We start from the raw sequence: 14,665 nt of genomic DNA on the forward strand, positions 1-14,665 counted from the left end.
CCAGGCCTCAGGCTTCGGCGCGCTCGCGCTGCTTGTCGGCGTAGACGCGCTCCTTGAACGGCGCGATGCCGATGCGGGCGAAGGTCTCGATGAAGCGTTCGTCATCGTGGCGGTTGGCCACGAAGGTGTCGATGACGCGGCTGACCACGTCGGGCATTTCCTCGGCCTTGAACGAGGGGCCGATCACTTTGCCCAGCGCGGTGTCGTTGCCCTGCGCGCCGCCCAGCGTGACCTGGTACCACTCCTCGCCGTCCTTGTCGACGCCGAGCACGCCGATATTGCCGACGTGGTGGTGGCCGCAGGCGTTGATGCAGCCCGAGATGTTCAGCGAGATCTCGCCCAGGTCGTGCACGTAGTCGAGATCCTCGAAGCGCTGCTGGATGGCCTGCGCGATCGGGATCGACTTGGCGTTGGCCAGCGAGCAGAAGTCGCCGCCGGGGCAGGCGATGATGTCGGTCAGCAGGCCGATGTTCGCGGTGGCCAGGCCGGCAGCGCGGGCTTCCTGCCACAGCGCGTAGAGGTCGCGCTTCTTCACGTCGGGCAGCACCAGGTTCTGCTCGTGCGCCACGCGCAGCTCGCCGAAGCCGTAGCGGTCGGCGAAGCCGGCCACGGCCTCCATCTGCTCGGCGGTGGCGTCGCCCGGGGGCGACACGATGCCGGGCTTGGTCGACAGCGTCACGGCGGCATAGCCCGGCACCTTGTGCGCGTGCACGCTGCGGCTGACCCAGCGCGCGAAGGCCTTGTCCTCAAGCAGGTGCTTTTCGTAGCCGGCGTCGGTGTCGGCCAGCTTCTCGTAGACGGGCGGGGCGAAGTACTGCGCGACGCGATCGAACTCGGCCTGCGTCAGCGTGGCGGGGCCGTCCTTGCTGAACTGCCACTCCTCTTCGACTTCCTGCGCGAAGGTCTCCACGCCGATGGCCTTGACCAGGATCTTGATGCGCGCCTTGTACTTGTTGTCGCGGCGGCCGTAGCGGTTGTAGACGCGGATGGCCGATTCGACATAGGTCAGCAGGTGCTGCCAGGGCAGGTCTTCCTTGATCACCGAGCCCAGGATCGGCGTGCGGCCCAGGCCGCCGCCGGCCAGGATGCGCAGGCGCGTCTCGCCGGCTTCGTTCTGGTAGGCATAGATGCCGATATCGTGCATCTGCACCACGGCGCGGTCGTCGGCCGAGGCGGAGATGGCGATCTTGAACTTGCGCGGCAGGAAGGCGAACTCGGGCTGGAAGGTGCTCCACTGGCGCAGCAGTTCGGCCAGCACGCGCGGATCGACGGCCTCGTCCGGCGCCACGCCGGCGAAGTGGTCGGTGGTGATGTTGCGCACGCAGTTGCCCGAGGTCTGGATGCCGTGCATCTCCACGCTGGCCAGTTCGGCCAGCGCGTCGGGCACGCGTTCCAGCTCCATCCAGTTGAACTGGATGTTCTGGCGGGTCGAGAAGTGGCCATAGCCGCGGTCGAACTCGCGCGCGATATGGGCCAGCTTGCGCAGCTGCCGGCTGGCCAGCAGGCCGTAGGGAATGGCTACGCGCAGCATGTAGGCGTGACGCTGCATGTACAGGCCGTTCTGCAGCCGCAGCGGCAGGAATTCCTCTTCGCTCAGCTCGCCGCTGAGGCGGCGGCGCACCTGGTCGCGGAACTGGGCCACGCGCTCGTTGACGATGCGCTGGTCGTATTGGTCGTACTGATACATGGTGTGGGTCCGTTCAGTATGCGTTGAATGCGTCAGGAAACGAGCTTGATGGCCACCAGCGTCAGCGTGGTGGCCAGCGCGGCGCGCGTCAGGCGTTCGGGCAGCGCCCGCGACAGTTGCGCGCCCGCCCAGATGCCGGGGATCGAGCCCACCAGCAGCGAGACAAGCAGAGTCCAGTCCACGGTGCCGAGCCAGACATGGCCCAGACCGGCCAGCGCCGTCAGCGGGACGGCGTAGGCGATGTCGGTGCCGGCCACCTCGGCCGGCTTCAGGCGGGGGTAGAGCAGCAGGATCAGGGTGGCGCCGACCGCGCCCGCGCCGATCGACGAGACCGTCACCAGCACGCCCAGCAAGGCGCCGACCACCACGGTGGCGACGGCCTGCGTACGCCCCTCCAGCTGGAAACGCGGATGGCGTTCCAGCCAGGCCAGCATCTGCTTGCGCAGCAGCAGCGAAGCGACCGTCAGCAGCACGGAGACGCCGATGGTCACGCGGATGGCATGCAGCCATCCGGCATCCAGCTCGCCGGCACTCTTGAGCACCAGGATGGTGGCGGCCGCCGCCGGCAGGCTGCCCAGGCACAGGCGGCGCACCACCTGCCAGTGCACATGGCCGTGGGCGCGGTGCGCCAGCGTGCCGAAACTCTTCGTGATGGCGGCGAAGGCCAGGTCCGTGCCGACCGCGGTGGCCGGCGAGAAGCCGAACAGCAGGGTCAGCAGCGGCGTCATCAGCGACCCCCCTCCCACGCCGGTCAGGCCGACGAGGACGCCTACGAGCAGACCGGATACGGTATAGGCAAGGGACATGGGGAGCGCACCGCCTCGAGGCCTTGCCCGTCCGCTGGGCACCACGCGCGCGGGAGGGTCTGGCCGTTCATTAACAAAGTCCGCAAATCGTAATAAACTGGCCTCATATCTCAAACTAATAAGAAGTTGTTTGTTTATACGAGCCGAGTTATATGAATCTGCACCAGTTCCGCTTTGTGCGTGAGGCGGTCCGGCAGAACTTCAATCTGACCGAGGCCGCGAAAGCGCTCTATACATCACAACCAGGCGTCTCCAAAGCCATCATCGAGCTGGAAGAGGAGCTGGGTGTCGATATCTTCACCCGCCATGGCAAGCGCATCCGCAGCCTGACGGAGCCGGGCCGGCGCATCCTCGCCTCGGTGGAGAAGATCCTGCAGGAGGTGGAAAGCCTGAAGCGCGTCGGCAAGGACTACGCTGCCCAGGACCAGGGCAACTTCACCATCGCGACCACCCATACCCAGGCCCGCTACGCCCTGCCGCGCGTGATCGCCGAGTTCACCAAGCGCTACCCCAAGGTGCGGCTGTCGATCCAGCAGGGCAACCCGGCCCAGATCGCCGACATGGTGCTGCACGACCAGGCCGACCTGGCCATCGCCACCGAGGGCATCTCGGCCGACAAGAACCTGGTCTCGCTGCCCGGCTACCAGTGGCAGCACATCGTGGTGACGCCGCCGGACCATCCGCTGCTGGAGAAGAAACACCTGGCGCTGGAAGACCTGATGGCCTACCCGCTGATCACCTACGACCCCAACTTCGCCGGCCGGCCCAAGATCGACAAGGCCTTCGAGCTGCGCCACCTGCAGCCGGACATCGTGCTCGAAGCGATCGATGCCGACGTGATCAAGACCTATGTGGAGGTCGGGCTCGGCGTGGGCATCGTGGCGGGCGTCGCCTTCGACCCCGAGCGCGACCGTAACCTGCGCGGCATCCCGGCCGGCCACCTGTTCGGCACCAATGTGACGCACCTGGCAGTCAAGCAGGGCGCCTACCTGCGCAGCTTCGTCTATACCTTCATCGAACTGTTCTCACCGACGCTGAACCGCAAGCTGGTGGAACAGGCCATGTCGGGCGAGCACGAGGCCTACGAGCTCTGATTCCACCGGGCGGCGGCCGCCCGGCCCGCCCCTGGTTTTTGCGCACACTTCATCACTTCATGACCCAACGCATTTCCCTACGCATTCACACCGGCGCGCCCGCAGGCCGCCTGCAGGAGTCCCGCCGATGAACACGCCGCAGCTGATCCACTGGACCGAGGACGGCGCCGAACACAACGCCCGCTGGCGTTCGGAGGCCGGCATGCCGGCGCCGCGCCGCGTGGTCGTCGCCGACGACACCACCAGTGCCGATACCGCCTACCAGCTGGCCTGCGAAGGCACCGCCCTGCTCTGGCGCGGCGACTTCCAGAATGCGCGCCAGCTGTTGCAGGCCATGGCGCGCCGCGCCGACAAACCCAAGAAGGCGCATCGCACCCGGGCCGCCAAGTCGGCCCGGGCGGACACGCCGCCCGCGCCTGCCGAAGCCTTCCACCTGCATCGCCTGGCACAATCGCAGCGGGCACGCACGCTGGGCATGCTGCTGCTGCCCTTCGAGGCCGGCCACGTGCTGCCGCTGCGGCGCGCGCCCGATGTGCGCCAGGCGTGCAGCGAGGCCTACGGTGAGGCGGATGCTCCCTACGTTGCTTCGCTGCGCGAGCTGCAGGGCCTGATCGGCGCCCACGAGTGGCGCAAGAAGGGGGTCGAGATCCCGGCGCTGGGCGCGCGCATCCATCCGTACTACGGGGTGTTCTCGCCGGTACGCGGCGAGTACATCGACCTGGCCGCCAAGGCACCGCTGCCGGCCGGCGCCGAGGCGCTGGCCTTCGACATCGGCGCCGGCACCGGGGTGCTGGCGGCCCTGCTGGCCCAACGCGGCGTGCGCCGCGTGGTGGCCACCGACCAGGATGCGCGGGCGCTGGCCTGCGCCCGCGACAATATCACCCGGCTGGGCCTGGGCAAGCAGGTGGAAGTGATCGAGGCCGACCTGTTCCCGCCGGGGCGCGCGCCGCTGGTGGTATGCAATCCGCCCTGGGTACCGGCGCGGCCCAGTTCGGCCATCGAACATGCCGTCTACGATCCCGACAGCCGCATGCTCAAGGGCTTCCTGGCCGGGCTGGCGGCTCATCTCGAAGCGGGCGGCGAAGGCTGGCTGCTGCTGTCGGACCTGGCCGAGCACCTGGGACTGCGCACGCGCGAAGAACTGCTGGGCTGGATCGACGCCGCCGGACTGCAGGTACTGGGCCGGCTGGAGATCCGACCGCGCCACCCCAAGGCGGCCGACCAGGCCGATGCGCTGCACGCGGCACGCAGCGCCGAAGTCACCTCGCTCTGGCGCCTGGGCGCGCGCTAGCGGCGTAGCCGCGGCCGATGGCCAGGCCCGGGCCCAGCCTGCCGGGATCCTGCCCGGTGGGGTGACGAAACCGCCCCGCCCGCTCCTCGCCGGCATGGGGCACCGCTGCGCGCCCTATCCTGGAGATTCCTCCCCCGACCGAATGGAGCGCGACATGAGCTATATCGAAGGATTCGTCGTCCCCGTCCCCACCGCCAACCGCGAGATCTACCGCAAGATGGCCGAGGATGCCGCCGTGGTGTTCAAGGACCACGGCGCGCTGGGCCTGGTCGAATGCTGGGGCGATGACGTGCCGGAAGGCAAGCTGACCTCCTTCCCGCTGGCGGTGCAGCGCAAGGCGGACGAGACCGTGGTGTTCTCGTGGATCACCTGGCCCTCGCGCGAGGCGCGCGACCGGGGCATGCGCGCGGCCATGGAGGATCCCCGCCTCAAGCAGCAGCAATCCATGCCATTTGATGGCCGGCGCATGATCTTCGGCGGCTTCGAGGTGATCGTCGACGCCTAGCCGTCGGCGACTGCCAGCGACGACCGCCGGCTCCCCCGGCACGCCCCGGATGGCGTGCAAGGCCCACCCTCGGCTATCCTCTTCCGGCAGCAACGCGCAGCCACAAGCAACCACAAGCGCCCGCCGCGCCGGCCCGCGGCGCACGGGCCGACAAAACAGACCGAAGAGGAGACCCGCATGCCCCGTCCCGCCGTCCGCCGCGCCCTGCTCGCGGCTGCCCTGAGCCTGGCCGCCGCCGTGCCCGCCCGCGCCGACATCCGCGTCGGCATCGACGTGTCCACCACCGGCCCGGCCGCCTCCATCGGCATCCCGTCCAAGAACACGGTGCTGATGTGGCCGGCCACCCTGGGCGGGCAGAAGGCGCAGTACATCGTGCTGGACGATGCCTCCGATCCCGCCGGCGCGGTACGCAATGTGCGCAAACTCATCTCCGAGGACAAGGTCGACGTGATCGTCGGCCCCAACATCACGCCGACCGCGCTGGCGGCCCTGGACGCGGTCTCGGAAGGCGAGACGCCGATGGTGGCGCTGGCGGCGTCGGCCGCCATCGTCGAACCGCAGAGCGATCCCAAGCGGCGCTGGGCGTTCAAGATGCCGCAGAACGACTCCCACATGGCCACCGTGCTCACCGAATACATGAGTAACCACGGCATCAGGACGGTCGGCTTCATCGGCTTCAACGACGCCTACGGCGAAAGCTGGTGGCGCGAGTTCTCCAAGCTGGCCGAGGTGCGCAAGATCAAGGTGGTGGCCAACGAGCGCTTCTCGCGCAACGACACCTCGGTAACCGGCCAGGTGCTCAAGCTGATGGCGGCCAATCCCGACGCCATCCTGATCGCCGGCGCCGGCACGCCCTCGGTGCTGCCGCAGAAGACGCTGGGCGAGCGCGGCTACAAGGGCCGCGTCTACCAGACCCACGGCATCGCCACCTGGGACTTCCTGCGCGTGGGCGGCAAGGACGTCGAGGGCACGCTGTTCCCCACCGGCCCGGTGGTGGTCGCGCGCCAGCTGCCCGACAGCCATCCGGTCAAGAAGGTGGCGCTCGATTTCGCCAAGCGCTACGAGGCCCGCTACGGCGCCGACAGCGTGACCCAGTTCGCCGGCGACGCCTGGGGCGCCTGGATGCTGCTGGACGACGCCGCGCGCCGCGCCCTCAAGAGCGGCGCCCAGCCGGGCACGCGCGAGTTCCGCCAGGCCATGCGCGATGCCATCGAAAGCACCGCCGGCCTGACCATCCCCAACGGCGTGATGAACATGAGCGCCAAGGACCACCAGGGCTTCGACCAGCGCTCGCGCGTGATGGGCGTGATCCGCGACGGCAAGTTCGCCTACGCCGCCGGGCAATGAGCCGGCCGCGCCGCCGGGCGCGCGGCACATGCCACAATGCGGCACCGCAGGCGCTGCGGGCGGCCGTGCGGGCCGCCGCGCACCCTTCCCGCAACCCCCGGATCAAGGATTTCCCGACATGACCACCGTCGCCTTCATCGGCCTCGGCGCCATGGGCACGCCCATGGTGCGCCACCTGCTCGCCGCCGGCCACTCCGTGCGCGCCTTCGTGCGCCGTCCCGAGGCCGCCGAAGCGGCCCGCGCACTTGGCGCCGAGCCGTTCTTCACACCGGCCGAGGCCGCCCGGGGCGCCGCCGTCGTCTTCACCAACGTGACCTCGTCCGAGGACGTGCGCGCCGTACTGCTCGGCGCGCAGGGTGTTGTCGAAGGTGCGTCCGCCGGCACCATCTGCGTCGACCACAGCACCATCTCGCCGATCGTCACGCGCGAGATCGCCGTGCAGCTCGCCGAACGCTGCATCGAGGCGCTCGACTGCCCGGTCTCGGGCGGCACCGCCGGCGCCGAGGCGGCCAGCCTGACCATCATGGTGGGTGGCAAGGCCGAGGTCCTGGAACGCGTGCGCCCGTTGCTGGCGCTGCTGGGCAAGACCATCACCCATATCGGCGACCATGGCGCAGGCCAGGTGGCCAAGCTGTGCAACCAGATCGCCCAGGTGGTCAATATCGAGGGCATCGCCGAAGCCATGCGCTTCGCGCGGGCCCAGCAGGTCGACACCGGCCGCGTGCTGCAGGCGATGGCCACCGGCATGGCGGGCAGCCGCATGCTCGACCTGTGCGGCCCCAAGATGGTCGCGCAGGACTTCCGCGCCGGCATCGAGGCCAGGCTGCACGACAAGGACTTCGGCCTGGCCGGCGACATCGCCGCCGAGCTGGGGCTGGCCCTGCCGGCCATGCAGGCCACCGCCGGGCAGCTCGCCAGGTTGATGGACAGCGGCTGGGGCAAGGATGACACCTCGTCGCTGCTGCGCGTGCTCGAACTGGACACGGCGCCGAAGCGGGGCTGAGTGGCACGCGGAAGCGCAGCGTGCGGCGGTATCCGGCGCGATAATCCGCCCATGTCCCCTCCTTCGCCCCGCTTCCGCCCATGGTAGTCAAGCGACACCTGCGCGCCGGGCACGACGCGCAGCAGGGCCCGCCGCTTGCGGCGGCGCCGGCGGCGCCGGCCAGCTGTCCGCTGTGCGGCCGGCTGCTGGTGCCCGGCCCCAGCACCGACCTGCACCACCCGGTGCCGCGCAGCCAGGGCGGGCGCGAGGTGGTCGAGATGCACCGGGTCTGCCACCAGAAGATCCACTCCGTCTTCAGCGAAGCCGAGCTCGCCGCCACCTACCACGACTGGAGGCGCCTGCGCAGCCACCCCGCCATCGCCGACTTCATCCGCTGGATCGCCCGCAAGCCGCCGGAGTTCTACGACCGCAGCCGCACCACGCTGGCACGGCGCGGGCGCTAGGCCCGCCCCCGGCTTCTGTTGTGGGTCCAGGCGAAATCGGGCATAATCCCCGGCTCGGCATGGCACCAGCGTGGTGCCGACAGCCACCGCCCGGGTGGTGAAACAGGTAGACGCAGGGGACTCAAAATCCCCCGCCGCAAGGCGTGCCGGTTCGAGTCCGGCCCCGGGCACCAGAATCCAGGCCCTTCCGCAAGGAAGGGCCTTTTCATTGGCGCCCTCATCATTGGCGGCCTCATCATTGGTGCCTTGATCGGCACGCCGGCCGCCTCACAGCGGCCCGGGCAAGGCCTTCAGGCCGATCCACATGGCGCCGATGACCACGTTGATCGGCACGCTCAGGACGCCCGGCACGTAGAAGACGGCCGACAGCCCCGGCGCGCTCAACATCAGTTCGACGAAGCCACCCAGGGCGTAGCACAGCAGCCCGCAGCCCAGCCATCGCCGCATATAGGTCGGCAGCCAGCGTGACTGCGACTGGTTGAAGCGCCAGGCCGCGGAGCGCTCGAGCAGGTTGCCGCGGCTGGCGTCCTTGAACAGCCAGCTGAAGAAGAAATAGCGATACAGCAGGGTGCGGAAGGCAAGGTCTTGCATGATGGCTCCTTGGGGCCGGACACCCATGGCGTTGCCGCCACGCATCCGCACCCGCGCCGACACGCCGCCCGGCCGTGCAGGGCCCGGGGGGCGGCCCCTGGAGATGGCGCGGACGCGCCCATCCCGATCGCTTGCAGGATCGCGGCGGCCCGTGCATCCCGCCGCTTGCCGCAAGACGATGGCAGCGTGCCCGCGCCAGGCTCCGGCGGGCCCGAGCCTGGCCACCGCGGGCATGCCGCTGCCTCGTATGCTTCAGCCTATCAAGGATTTGCCGCCTCGGCGGGCTTGGTTACAGGATGCGGGGCACGCCCCCCGGCCTGCACCACGAGCGCGCATGAAAAAGGCCCTTGCCAGGCAAGGGCCCTGCTCCGGCCTGGCGCGCAGCGGCCGCGCCGGCGCCCTCAGCGCGCCCGGCCCGGCTCGGTGATGGCGCTGTAGACCAGCGTGCGCAACTGACGCCGCACCGGATAGGCGGACGAAGGCAGCAACTGGGTCAGGAACAGGCCGATCAGGTCCTCCTTGGGGTCCACCCAGAAGAAGGTGCTGGCCGCTCCGCCCCAGAAGAAATCGCCCTCGCTGCCCGGGATCAGCGTGGTGGCCGGGGTCACCGTGGTGGCGAAACCGAGGCCGAAGCCGACGCCGTCATAGGTGGCTTCGCTGAACATCGAGCGCGACATGCTCGGCAGGTCGGCGCCGCCGGGCAGGTGGTTGGCCGTCATCAGGGCCAGCGTCTTCGGTCCCAGCAGGCGCACCCCATCCAGTTCGCCACCCTGCAGCAGCATGCGGGCGAAGCGCATATAGTCGGCCGCGGTCGAAACCAGGCCACCGCCGCCGGAGACGAAGCCGGGTGGCTTCAGATAAGGACTGGTGCGGGGATCGTCCTGCAGCACCGGCCCCTTGTCCGACAACACCTTCGAGCCCAGCGCGCCGACCGCGTAACAGGCGCAGAAGCGCGCGGCCTTCTCTTCCGGCACGTGGAACGCGGTGTCGATCATGCCCAGGGGATCGAAGATGCGCTCCTTCAGGAAGGTCTCGAACGGCATGCCGCTGACCTTGCCGACCAGGTAGCCCAGCACGTCGGTGGAGACCGAGTAGTTCCAGGCTTCGCCGGGCGAGAATTCGAGCGGCAGCGTGGCCAGCTTCTCGATCATCTCGTCGAGGGTACCGGCGGTGGCCAGCTCGCCCAGCTTGAGCTTGCGGTAGGCGGCATCGACGTTGGAGTTCTGCTGGAAGCCATAGGTCAGGCCGGAGGTGTGGCGCAGCAGGTCCACCACCAGCATGGGACGGGCCACCGGGCGCGTCTGGAAGCTCTCCATGAAGCCGCCCGCGTACACGCCCAGGTTCGCCCACGCGGGAATGTACTTGCTGACGGGATCGTCCAGGGCGATCTTGCACTCCTCGACCAGCATCATGATCGCCACCGAGGTGACGGGCTTGCTCATCGAATAGATGCGGAAGATGGAATCCTCGGCCAGCGGCACCTGGCGCTCGCGATCAGCCAGCCCCAGCACCGAATTCAGCGCCAGTTCACCGCGCCGCCATACCTGGACCAGGGCGCCGGGGAGCTTGCCGCTGGCGACATAGGCGTCGTCGATGAAACGTTCGATCCGGCCCAGCCGCTCGCGGGACATCCCTTGCGTTTCCCTGCCTTGCATATCCATGTCTCCTCCATATCCTTGCCTTCACGCCCTCGCCGCCGGCACCGGCGCGGGTGCCGGCGTGGTACGGGCCGCCCCTTGCGGTGCACGCGGCGGCCCGTCCCGCGTGCATGGCACGCAGTCGCGAGGACACCGTTGATGCGAATGTGAATGCGAGCGGGCGGATCGCCGGCCGTTGCGCACCCCGCCATCATGACATCGGCAGCCCTCCCGCGCCAAGCGCGGCGCGAGCGGCACCGCGACGGTGCATGCGCGCGGCCTGGGAGGCGGAGGGGAATCGCCCGTTGGGCTGCCGCGGGACAGTGGCGGCAGGCGGCCCGCCGATGCGGTCGAAAGGGCTGACCCAGGCAATGCAGCCGATGGAGCCGATGGAGCCGATGCGCCGGGATGCCGCCGCCGGCAGGTGAAGGACCGCTCAACCCCGCAAATTCTCGACAGTCCTCCGGGCTGCCCCGGCGGCCGGCTCTCGGGCCGGCTCACCGGCCCCGCCTGCCTTGACGGCGGCGGAACCGCAACCTGTCCGACCTGCCTTGCCCGATGTCGGCATCCCGGCGCGTTGCCAGTATGCGCAGGGCCGGTCCTCAGGTAAAGCAAGGAAAGCTGATGACATGCACAAGACCTCCTTATGCGAGGGGACGGCAACGCGCGCCCTGCGCGGTCGCCGCCCCGCCCGCAGGGCAGGGTCCCGGCGCGATCTCCGGCCTTACTTGCCTTCGACGAAGGCCAGCATGGTGCCGAGCATGTCGCGCAGCACCGGCTGCAGCGCAGTGGCGCGCGGCGCGTCGTAGGCGAAGGGGTATTGCTCGCTCATATAGGCACACTGCGCCAGTTCGAGCTGCACGGCATGCACGCCTTGCTGCGGCTGGCCGTAGAAGCGCGTGATGTGGCCGCCCTTGTAGCGGCCGTTGAGCACTGCGGTGTGGCCCGGCACGGCCTGTGCGATGGCCAGCAGGCGATCGGCCAGGCCCTTGTCGCAACTGGCGCCGTTGGCGCTGCCCAGGTTGAAGTCGGGCAGCCTGCCCTCGAAGAAGCGCGGCAGCACCGAGCGGATCGAGTGCGCTTCCCACAACGCCACGGTGCCATGCTCGGCGCGCAGGCGGGCCAGTTCTCCGGCCAGCGCGGCATGATAGGGATGCCAGACCGCATCGCGGCGCGCGGCGATCTCGGCGTCGTCCGGGCCGGCGCCCGTACCGGCGTAGACCGGCGTCTTGTCGAAAGTATCGACCGGGCACAGGCCGGTGGTGTCCTGCCCGGGATAGAGATTGGCGTTGTCGGGCGGACGGTTCAGGTCGATCACATAGCGCGAGTGCGTGGCGGCCAGGATGGAGGCGCCCATCTCGCGCGCGAAGTCGTACAGGCGTTCCAGGTGCCAGTCGGTATCCGGCACGGTGCGCGCCTCGTCGGTGAAGCGCTCGGCCAGCGCAGCCGGCACGTAGGTGCCGACGTGCGGCATCGACACCAGCAGCGGACGCGTGCCACGGTGCAGCGTGAAAGCGGGCTTGTCGGTGGAAAAGAGAGGCTGGGTGGACATCTTGTTCTCGGTGGAGTGCGGCGGCCCGGAGGCCGCCGCGGCCGGTTTCAGTCGGTCAGCAGGCCGGCGCGCGCGGCGGCGAAGGCACGGCCGGCCTCCGCCTGCAGCGGGTGGACGCCGTGCCGCACGCGGCTGCGGCCGGCGGTGCGGACGTCCGCTAGTGTCTCATGACCGTGGTTGGCGAACACATGGGCCGCCAGTGCCTGCGCCCCGCCCAGCCCGGCCAGCGCCGGGTGCGCGCCATCCAGCACGACGAAATCGGCGCGCTGGCCCGGAGCCAGCCCCGCCACGGAGCGGCCGGCCGCCCGCGCGCCGCCGGCGACGGCCTCCAGGTAGAGGCGGTCCGCCACCTGGGGATGGGTCTCCGATGCGAGCACGTTGCGCCGCTGCAGCGCCAGGCGCTGGCCATACTCGAACAGGCGCAGTTCCTCGGCCACGCTGACGCTGGCATGGCTGTCCGAGCCGATGCCCCAGGCGCCGCCCTGCGACAGGTAGGGGGCCGCGTCGAACACACCGTCGCCCAGGTTGGCCTCCGTGGTGGGGCAGATGCCGGCCACCGCGCCGCTGTGGGCCAGCCGGCGGCGCTCGTCCCAGTCCATGTGGGTAGCGTGCACCAGGCACCAGCGCGCATCGACCTGGGCATGCTCGAACAGCCAGTCGACCGGACGCGCGCCGGTGGTGGCCAGGCATTCATCGACCTCGCGCTGCTGCTCGGCGATATGGATGTGGACCGGCGCTTGCGCATCCAGCGCATGCAGGCCCGCCACGGCCTCGGCCAGCGCCTGCGGCGGCACCGCGCGCAGCGAATGCGGCGCCAGCCCCAGGCGCGCGCGGTCGCCATCGCACTCGCCTGCCAGCCGCTGCAGCAAGCCCATCATGGCATCGGTGCCAAGCAGGAAGCGGCGCTGCTCCGGCAGCGCCGGCCTGCCGCCGAAGCCGGCGGTCTGGTACAGCACCGGCAGCAGCGTGATGCCGATGCCGGCGCGCTCGGCCGCGCGCAGCAGGCGCAACGACATCTCGGCTGGGTCGGCATAGGGCTGCCCGTCCGGATCATGATGAACGTAGTGGAACTCGCAGACGCTGGTGTAGCCGGCGCGCAGCATCTCGACATAGAGCTGGGTGGCGATGGCCTCCAGCGCCTCGGGTGTCAGGCGCAGCGCGAAGCGGTACATCAGCGTGCGCCAGCTCCAGAAGGAATCGTCGCTGCCGGTGCGGTGCTCGGTCAGTCCGGCGAAAGCGCGCTGGAAGGCGTGCGAATGCAGGTTGGCCATGCCGGGCAGGACCGCGCCCGCAGCGAGCGGCACGCCGGCCGGCGCGGCCACGCCGGCCTGCACCGTGCTCAGGCGGCCGGCCTCGTCCCAGGCCAGCAGCACATCGCGCGCCCAGCCGGACGGCAGCAGGGCGTCGGCGGCGAACAGCCGCTGTTGCGCGACCTGGCTCATGGGCGGCCTCCGTTGAAGTCGGCGCCCGCGGCCGGGAACACACGGCCCTGGCGCACCACTGCCGCCAGCGGGTTGCGGCCGAACCAGTAGGCCAGTTCGGCCGGCGTGCCGATGCGCCACAAGGCGAAATCGGCCACGCGCCCGGGCGCCAGCAGGCCGTGGCGGTCTGCGGCGCCGAGCGCGCGGGCCGCGTGGACGGTCACGCCGGCCAGGGCCTCGGGCACCGTCATGCGGAACAGGGTGCAGGCCATGTTCATCATCAGCAGCAGCGAAGTGACCGGCGAAGTGCCGGGGTTGTGGTCGGTGGAAACCGCGATCGGGACACCGTGGCGGCGCAGGGCATCGATCGGCGGCAGGTGGGTGTCGCGCAGGAAATAGTAGGCGCCCGGCAGCAGCACGGCCACCGTGCCGGCCTCGGCCATGGCGGCCACGCCCGCCTCGTCCAGATGCTCGAGATGGTCCGCCGACAGCGCGCGATGACGCGCGGCCAGCGCGGCGCCACCGAGGTTGCTGAGCTGTTCCGCGTGCAGCTTGACCGGCAGGCCGTGGCGCGCCGCGGCCGCGAACACGCGCTCGGTCTGTGCCGGCGAGAAGCCGATCGATTCGCAGAAGGCATCGACCGCGTCGACCAGGCCCTCTGCGGCCAGCGCCGGCAGCATGGTGTCGCAGACCAGGGCGATGTAGTCGTCGGCACGCCCGGCATACTCGGGCGGCAAGGCATGGGCGCCGAGGAAGGTGGTATGCACGCTGACGCCGCAGGCCTCGCCCAGGCGGCGCGCCACGCGCAGCTGCTTGCGCTCGGCCTCCAGCGACAGGCCGTAGCCCGACTTGATCTCGAGCGCGGTGACGCCTTCGGCCAGCAGAGGCTGCAGGCGCGCGGCGGACTGGGCGAACAGTTCGTCCTCGGTGGCCTCGCGGGTGGCGCGCACCGTGGAGACGATGCCGCCGCCGGCGCGGGCGATCTCGGCATAGTCGGCGCCGGCCAGCCGCATGGCGAACTCGTCGGCGCGCTGGCCGCCGTAGACCAGGTGGGTGTGGCAGTCGACCAGGCCGGGCGTGATCCAGGCCTGCCCGGCATCATGCCGGGTCAGTCCGGCGAAGGCCCGCGGCAGCGCCGCGGCCGTACCCAGCCAGGCGATGCGCCCGTCCTGCACCACCAGCGCGCCATCGCGGATGGCGTGCGCGGGATCGCCGTCGGGCAGCAGGTGGCAACTGTGCCAGACGCCGTCCGCGGACGGCGCCGTGCGGATGCTGGGCAGGATCATGT

General features: G+C 70.1%; 13 protein-coding genes and 1 tRNA gene. 7 read left to right on the plus strand and 7 right to left on the minus strand.

Translation table 11 applies throughout. The annotated features are described in order from the left end of the window. Positions 1 to 7: 7 nt before the first annotated feature. Both BKK80_RS17430 and BKK80_RS17435 read right to left on the minus strand, forming a co-directional pair. Complete coding sequence (locus BKK80_RS17430; protein ID WP_071070333.1) at positions 8 to 1,687, minus strand: nitrite/sulfite reductase; 1,680 nt, start codon at positions 1,685 to 1,687, stop codon at positions 8 to 10. Positions 1,688 to 1,719: 32 nt separating this feature from the next. After that, positions 1,720 to 2,493 (minus strand): sulfite exporter TauE/SafE family protein, encoded by a 774-nt coding sequence (locus tag BKK80_RS17435; protein WP_071015090.1) that lies wholly within the window; start codon positions 2,491 to 2,493, stop codon positions 1,720 to 1,722. A 152-nt stretch (positions 2,494 to 2,645) separates the two neighbouring features. On the opposite strand from BKK80_RS17435, the gene BKK80_RS17440 reads away from it, so the two are divergent. The 7 genes from BKK80_RS17440 to BKK80_RS17470 all read left to right on the plus strand — a co-directional run bounded on the left by BKK80_RS17440 (position 2,646) and on the right by BKK80_RS17470 (position 8,349). Next, positions 2,646 to 3,587: a CysB family HTH-type transcriptional regulator gene (locus tag BKK80_RS17440; RefSeq protein ID WP_071015093.1), complete on the plus strand. Its 942-nt coding sequence runs from the start codon at positions 2,646 to 2,648 to the stop codon at positions 3,585 to 3,587. Between the two features lie 127 nt (positions 3,588 to 3,714). Further along, entirely contained in the window at positions 3,715 to 4,878 is a 1,164-nt protein-coding gene (locus BKK80_RS17445; protein WP_071015096.1) for a methyltransferase, read from the plus strand. A gap of 154 nt (positions 4,879 to 5,032) precedes the next feature. After that, on the plus strand, positions 5,033 to 5,383 hold the full coding sequence (locus tag BKK80_RS17450; RefSeq protein WP_071016559.1) for a DUF1428 domain-containing protein: 351 nt from the start codon (positions 5,033 to 5,035) through the stop codon (positions 5,381 to 5,383). Positions 5,384 to 5,560: 177 nt separating this feature from the next. Beyond that, complete coding sequence (locus BKK80_RS17455) at positions 5,561 to 6,730, plus strand: ABC transporter substrate-binding protein (protein WP_071070336.1); 1,170 nt, start codon at positions 5,561 to 5,563, stop codon at positions 6,728 to 6,730. 118 nt (positions 6,731 to 6,848) lie between these two features. Beyond that, positions 6,849 to 7,733 (plus strand): NAD(P)-dependent oxidoreductase, encoded by an 885-nt coding sequence (locus BKK80_RS17460; protein ID WP_071070338.1) that lies wholly within the window; start codon positions 6,849 to 6,851, stop codon positions 7,731 to 7,733. 80 nt (positions 7,734 to 7,813) lie between these two features. Next, the gene (locus BKK80_RS17465) at positions 7,814 to 8,176 is read left to right on the plus strand and encodes an HNH endonuclease family protein (RefSeq protein ID WP_071015103.1); all 363 of its coding nucleotides are present in this window, start codon (positions 7,814 to 7,816) and stop codon (positions 8,174 to 8,176) included. 88 nt (positions 8,177 to 8,264) lie between these two features. Continuing rightward, positions 8,265 to 8,349: transfer RNA gene (locus BKK80_RS17470), tRNA-Leu, on the plus strand. 94 nt (positions 8,350 to 8,443) lie between these two features. Here BKK80_RS17470 and BKK80_RS17475 read toward each other — a convergent pair. From BKK80_RS17475 to hutI, 5 genes are all read right to left on the minus strand, one after another. Then, a complete protein-coding gene (locus tag BKK80_RS17475; protein WP_071015106.1) occupies positions 8,444 to 8,767 on the minus strand; it encodes a hypothetical protein in 324 nt (107 codons plus the stop codon). Between the two features lie 401 nt (positions 8,768 to 9,168). Continuing rightward, on the minus strand, positions 9,169 to 10,428 hold the full coding sequence (locus tag BKK80_RS17480; RefSeq protein WP_071070340.1) for a serine hydrolase domain-containing protein: 1,260 nt from the start codon (positions 10,426 to 10,428) through the stop codon (positions 9,169 to 9,171). A gap of 700 nt (positions 10,429 to 11,128) precedes the next feature. Beyond that, positions 11,129 to 11,956, minus strand: a complete 828-nt coding sequence (gene hutG / locus BKK80_RS17485) for an N-formylglutamate deformylase (RefSeq protein WP_071015112.1) — start codon at positions 11,954 to 11,956, stop codon at positions 11,129 to 11,131. A 47-nt stretch (positions 11,957 to 12,003) separates the two neighbouring features. Further along, positions 12,004 to 13,398, minus strand: a complete 1,395-nt coding sequence (locus tag BKK80_RS17490; protein WP_071015114.1) for a formimidoylglutamate deiminase — start codon at positions 13,396 to 13,398, stop codon at positions 12,004 to 12,006. Continuing rightward, complete coding sequence (hutI, locus tag BKK80_RS17495; protein ID WP_071070342.1) at positions 13,395 to 14,663, minus strand: imidazolonepropionase; 1,269 nt, start codon at positions 14,661 to 14,663, stop codon at positions 13,395 to 13,397. The genes BKK80_RS17490 and hutI overlap by 4 nt, the downstream gene beginning before the upstream one ends. Positions 14,664 to 14,665: the final 2 nt, after the last annotated feature.

The sequence above is a fragment of the Cupriavidus malaysiensis genome, from assembly GCF_001854325.1.
GTDB classification, from domain to species: domain Bacteria; phylum Pseudomonadota; class Gammaproteobacteria; order Burkholderiales; family Burkholderiaceae; genus Cupriavidus; species Cupriavidus malaysiensis.

What these genes read in the sequence shown, in the direction of transcription:
- BKK80_RS17430 (WP_071070333.1), bottom strand. Translation starts at nt 1,687, where the DNA reads ATGTATCAGTACGACCAATACGACCAGCGCATCGTCAACGAGCGCGTG.
- BKK80_RS17435 (WP_071015090.1), bottom strand. Translation starts at nt 2,493, where the DNA reads ATGTCCCTTGCCTATACCGTATCCGGTCTGCTCGTAGGCGTCCTCGTC.
- BKK80_RS17440 (WP_071015093.1), top strand. Translation starts at nt 2,646, where the DNA reads ATGAATCTGCACCAGTTCCGCTTTGTGCGTGAGGCGGTCCGGCAGAAC.
- BKK80_RS17445 (WP_071015096.1), top strand. Translation starts at nt 3,715, where the DNA reads ATGAACACGCCGCAGCTGATCCACTGGACCGAGGACGGCGCCGAACAC.
- BKK80_RS17450 (WP_071016559.1), top strand. Translation starts at nt 5,033, where the DNA reads ATGAGCTATATCGAAGGATTCGTCGTCCCCGTCCCCACCGCCAACCGC.
- BKK80_RS17455 (WP_071070336.1), top strand. Translation starts at nt 5,561, where the DNA reads ATGCCCCGTCCCGCCGTCCGCCGCGCCCTGCTCGCGGCTGCCCTGAGC.
- BKK80_RS17460 (WP_071070338.1), top strand. Translation starts at nt 6,849, where the DNA reads ATGACCACCGTCGCCTTCATCGGCCTCGGCGCCATGGGCACGCCCATG.
- BKK80_RS17465 (WP_071015103.1), top strand. Translation starts at nt 7,814, where the DNA reads ATGGTAGTCAAGCGACACCTGCGCGCCGGGCACGACGCGCAGCAGGGC.
- BKK80_RS17475 (WP_071015106.1), bottom strand. Translation starts at nt 8,767, where the DNA reads ATGCAAGACCTTGCCTTCCGCACCCTGCTGTATCGCTATTTCTTCTTC.
- BKK80_RS17480 (WP_071070340.1), bottom strand. Translation starts at nt 10,428, where the DNA reads ATGGATATGCAAGGCAGGGAAACGCAAGGGATGTCCCGCGAGCGGCTG.
- hutG (WP_071015112.1), bottom strand. Translation starts at nt 11,956, where the DNA reads ATGTCCACCCAGCCTCTCTTTTCCACCGACAAGCCCGCTTTCACGCTG.
- BKK80_RS17490 (WP_071015114.1), bottom strand. Translation starts at nt 13,398, where the DNA reads ATGAGCCAGGTCGCGCAACAGCGGCTGTTCGCCGCCGACGCCCTGCTG.
- hutI (WP_071070342.1), bottom strand. Translation starts at nt 14,663, where the DNA reads ATGATCCTGCCCAGCATCCGCACGGCGCCGTCCGCGGACGGCGTCTGG.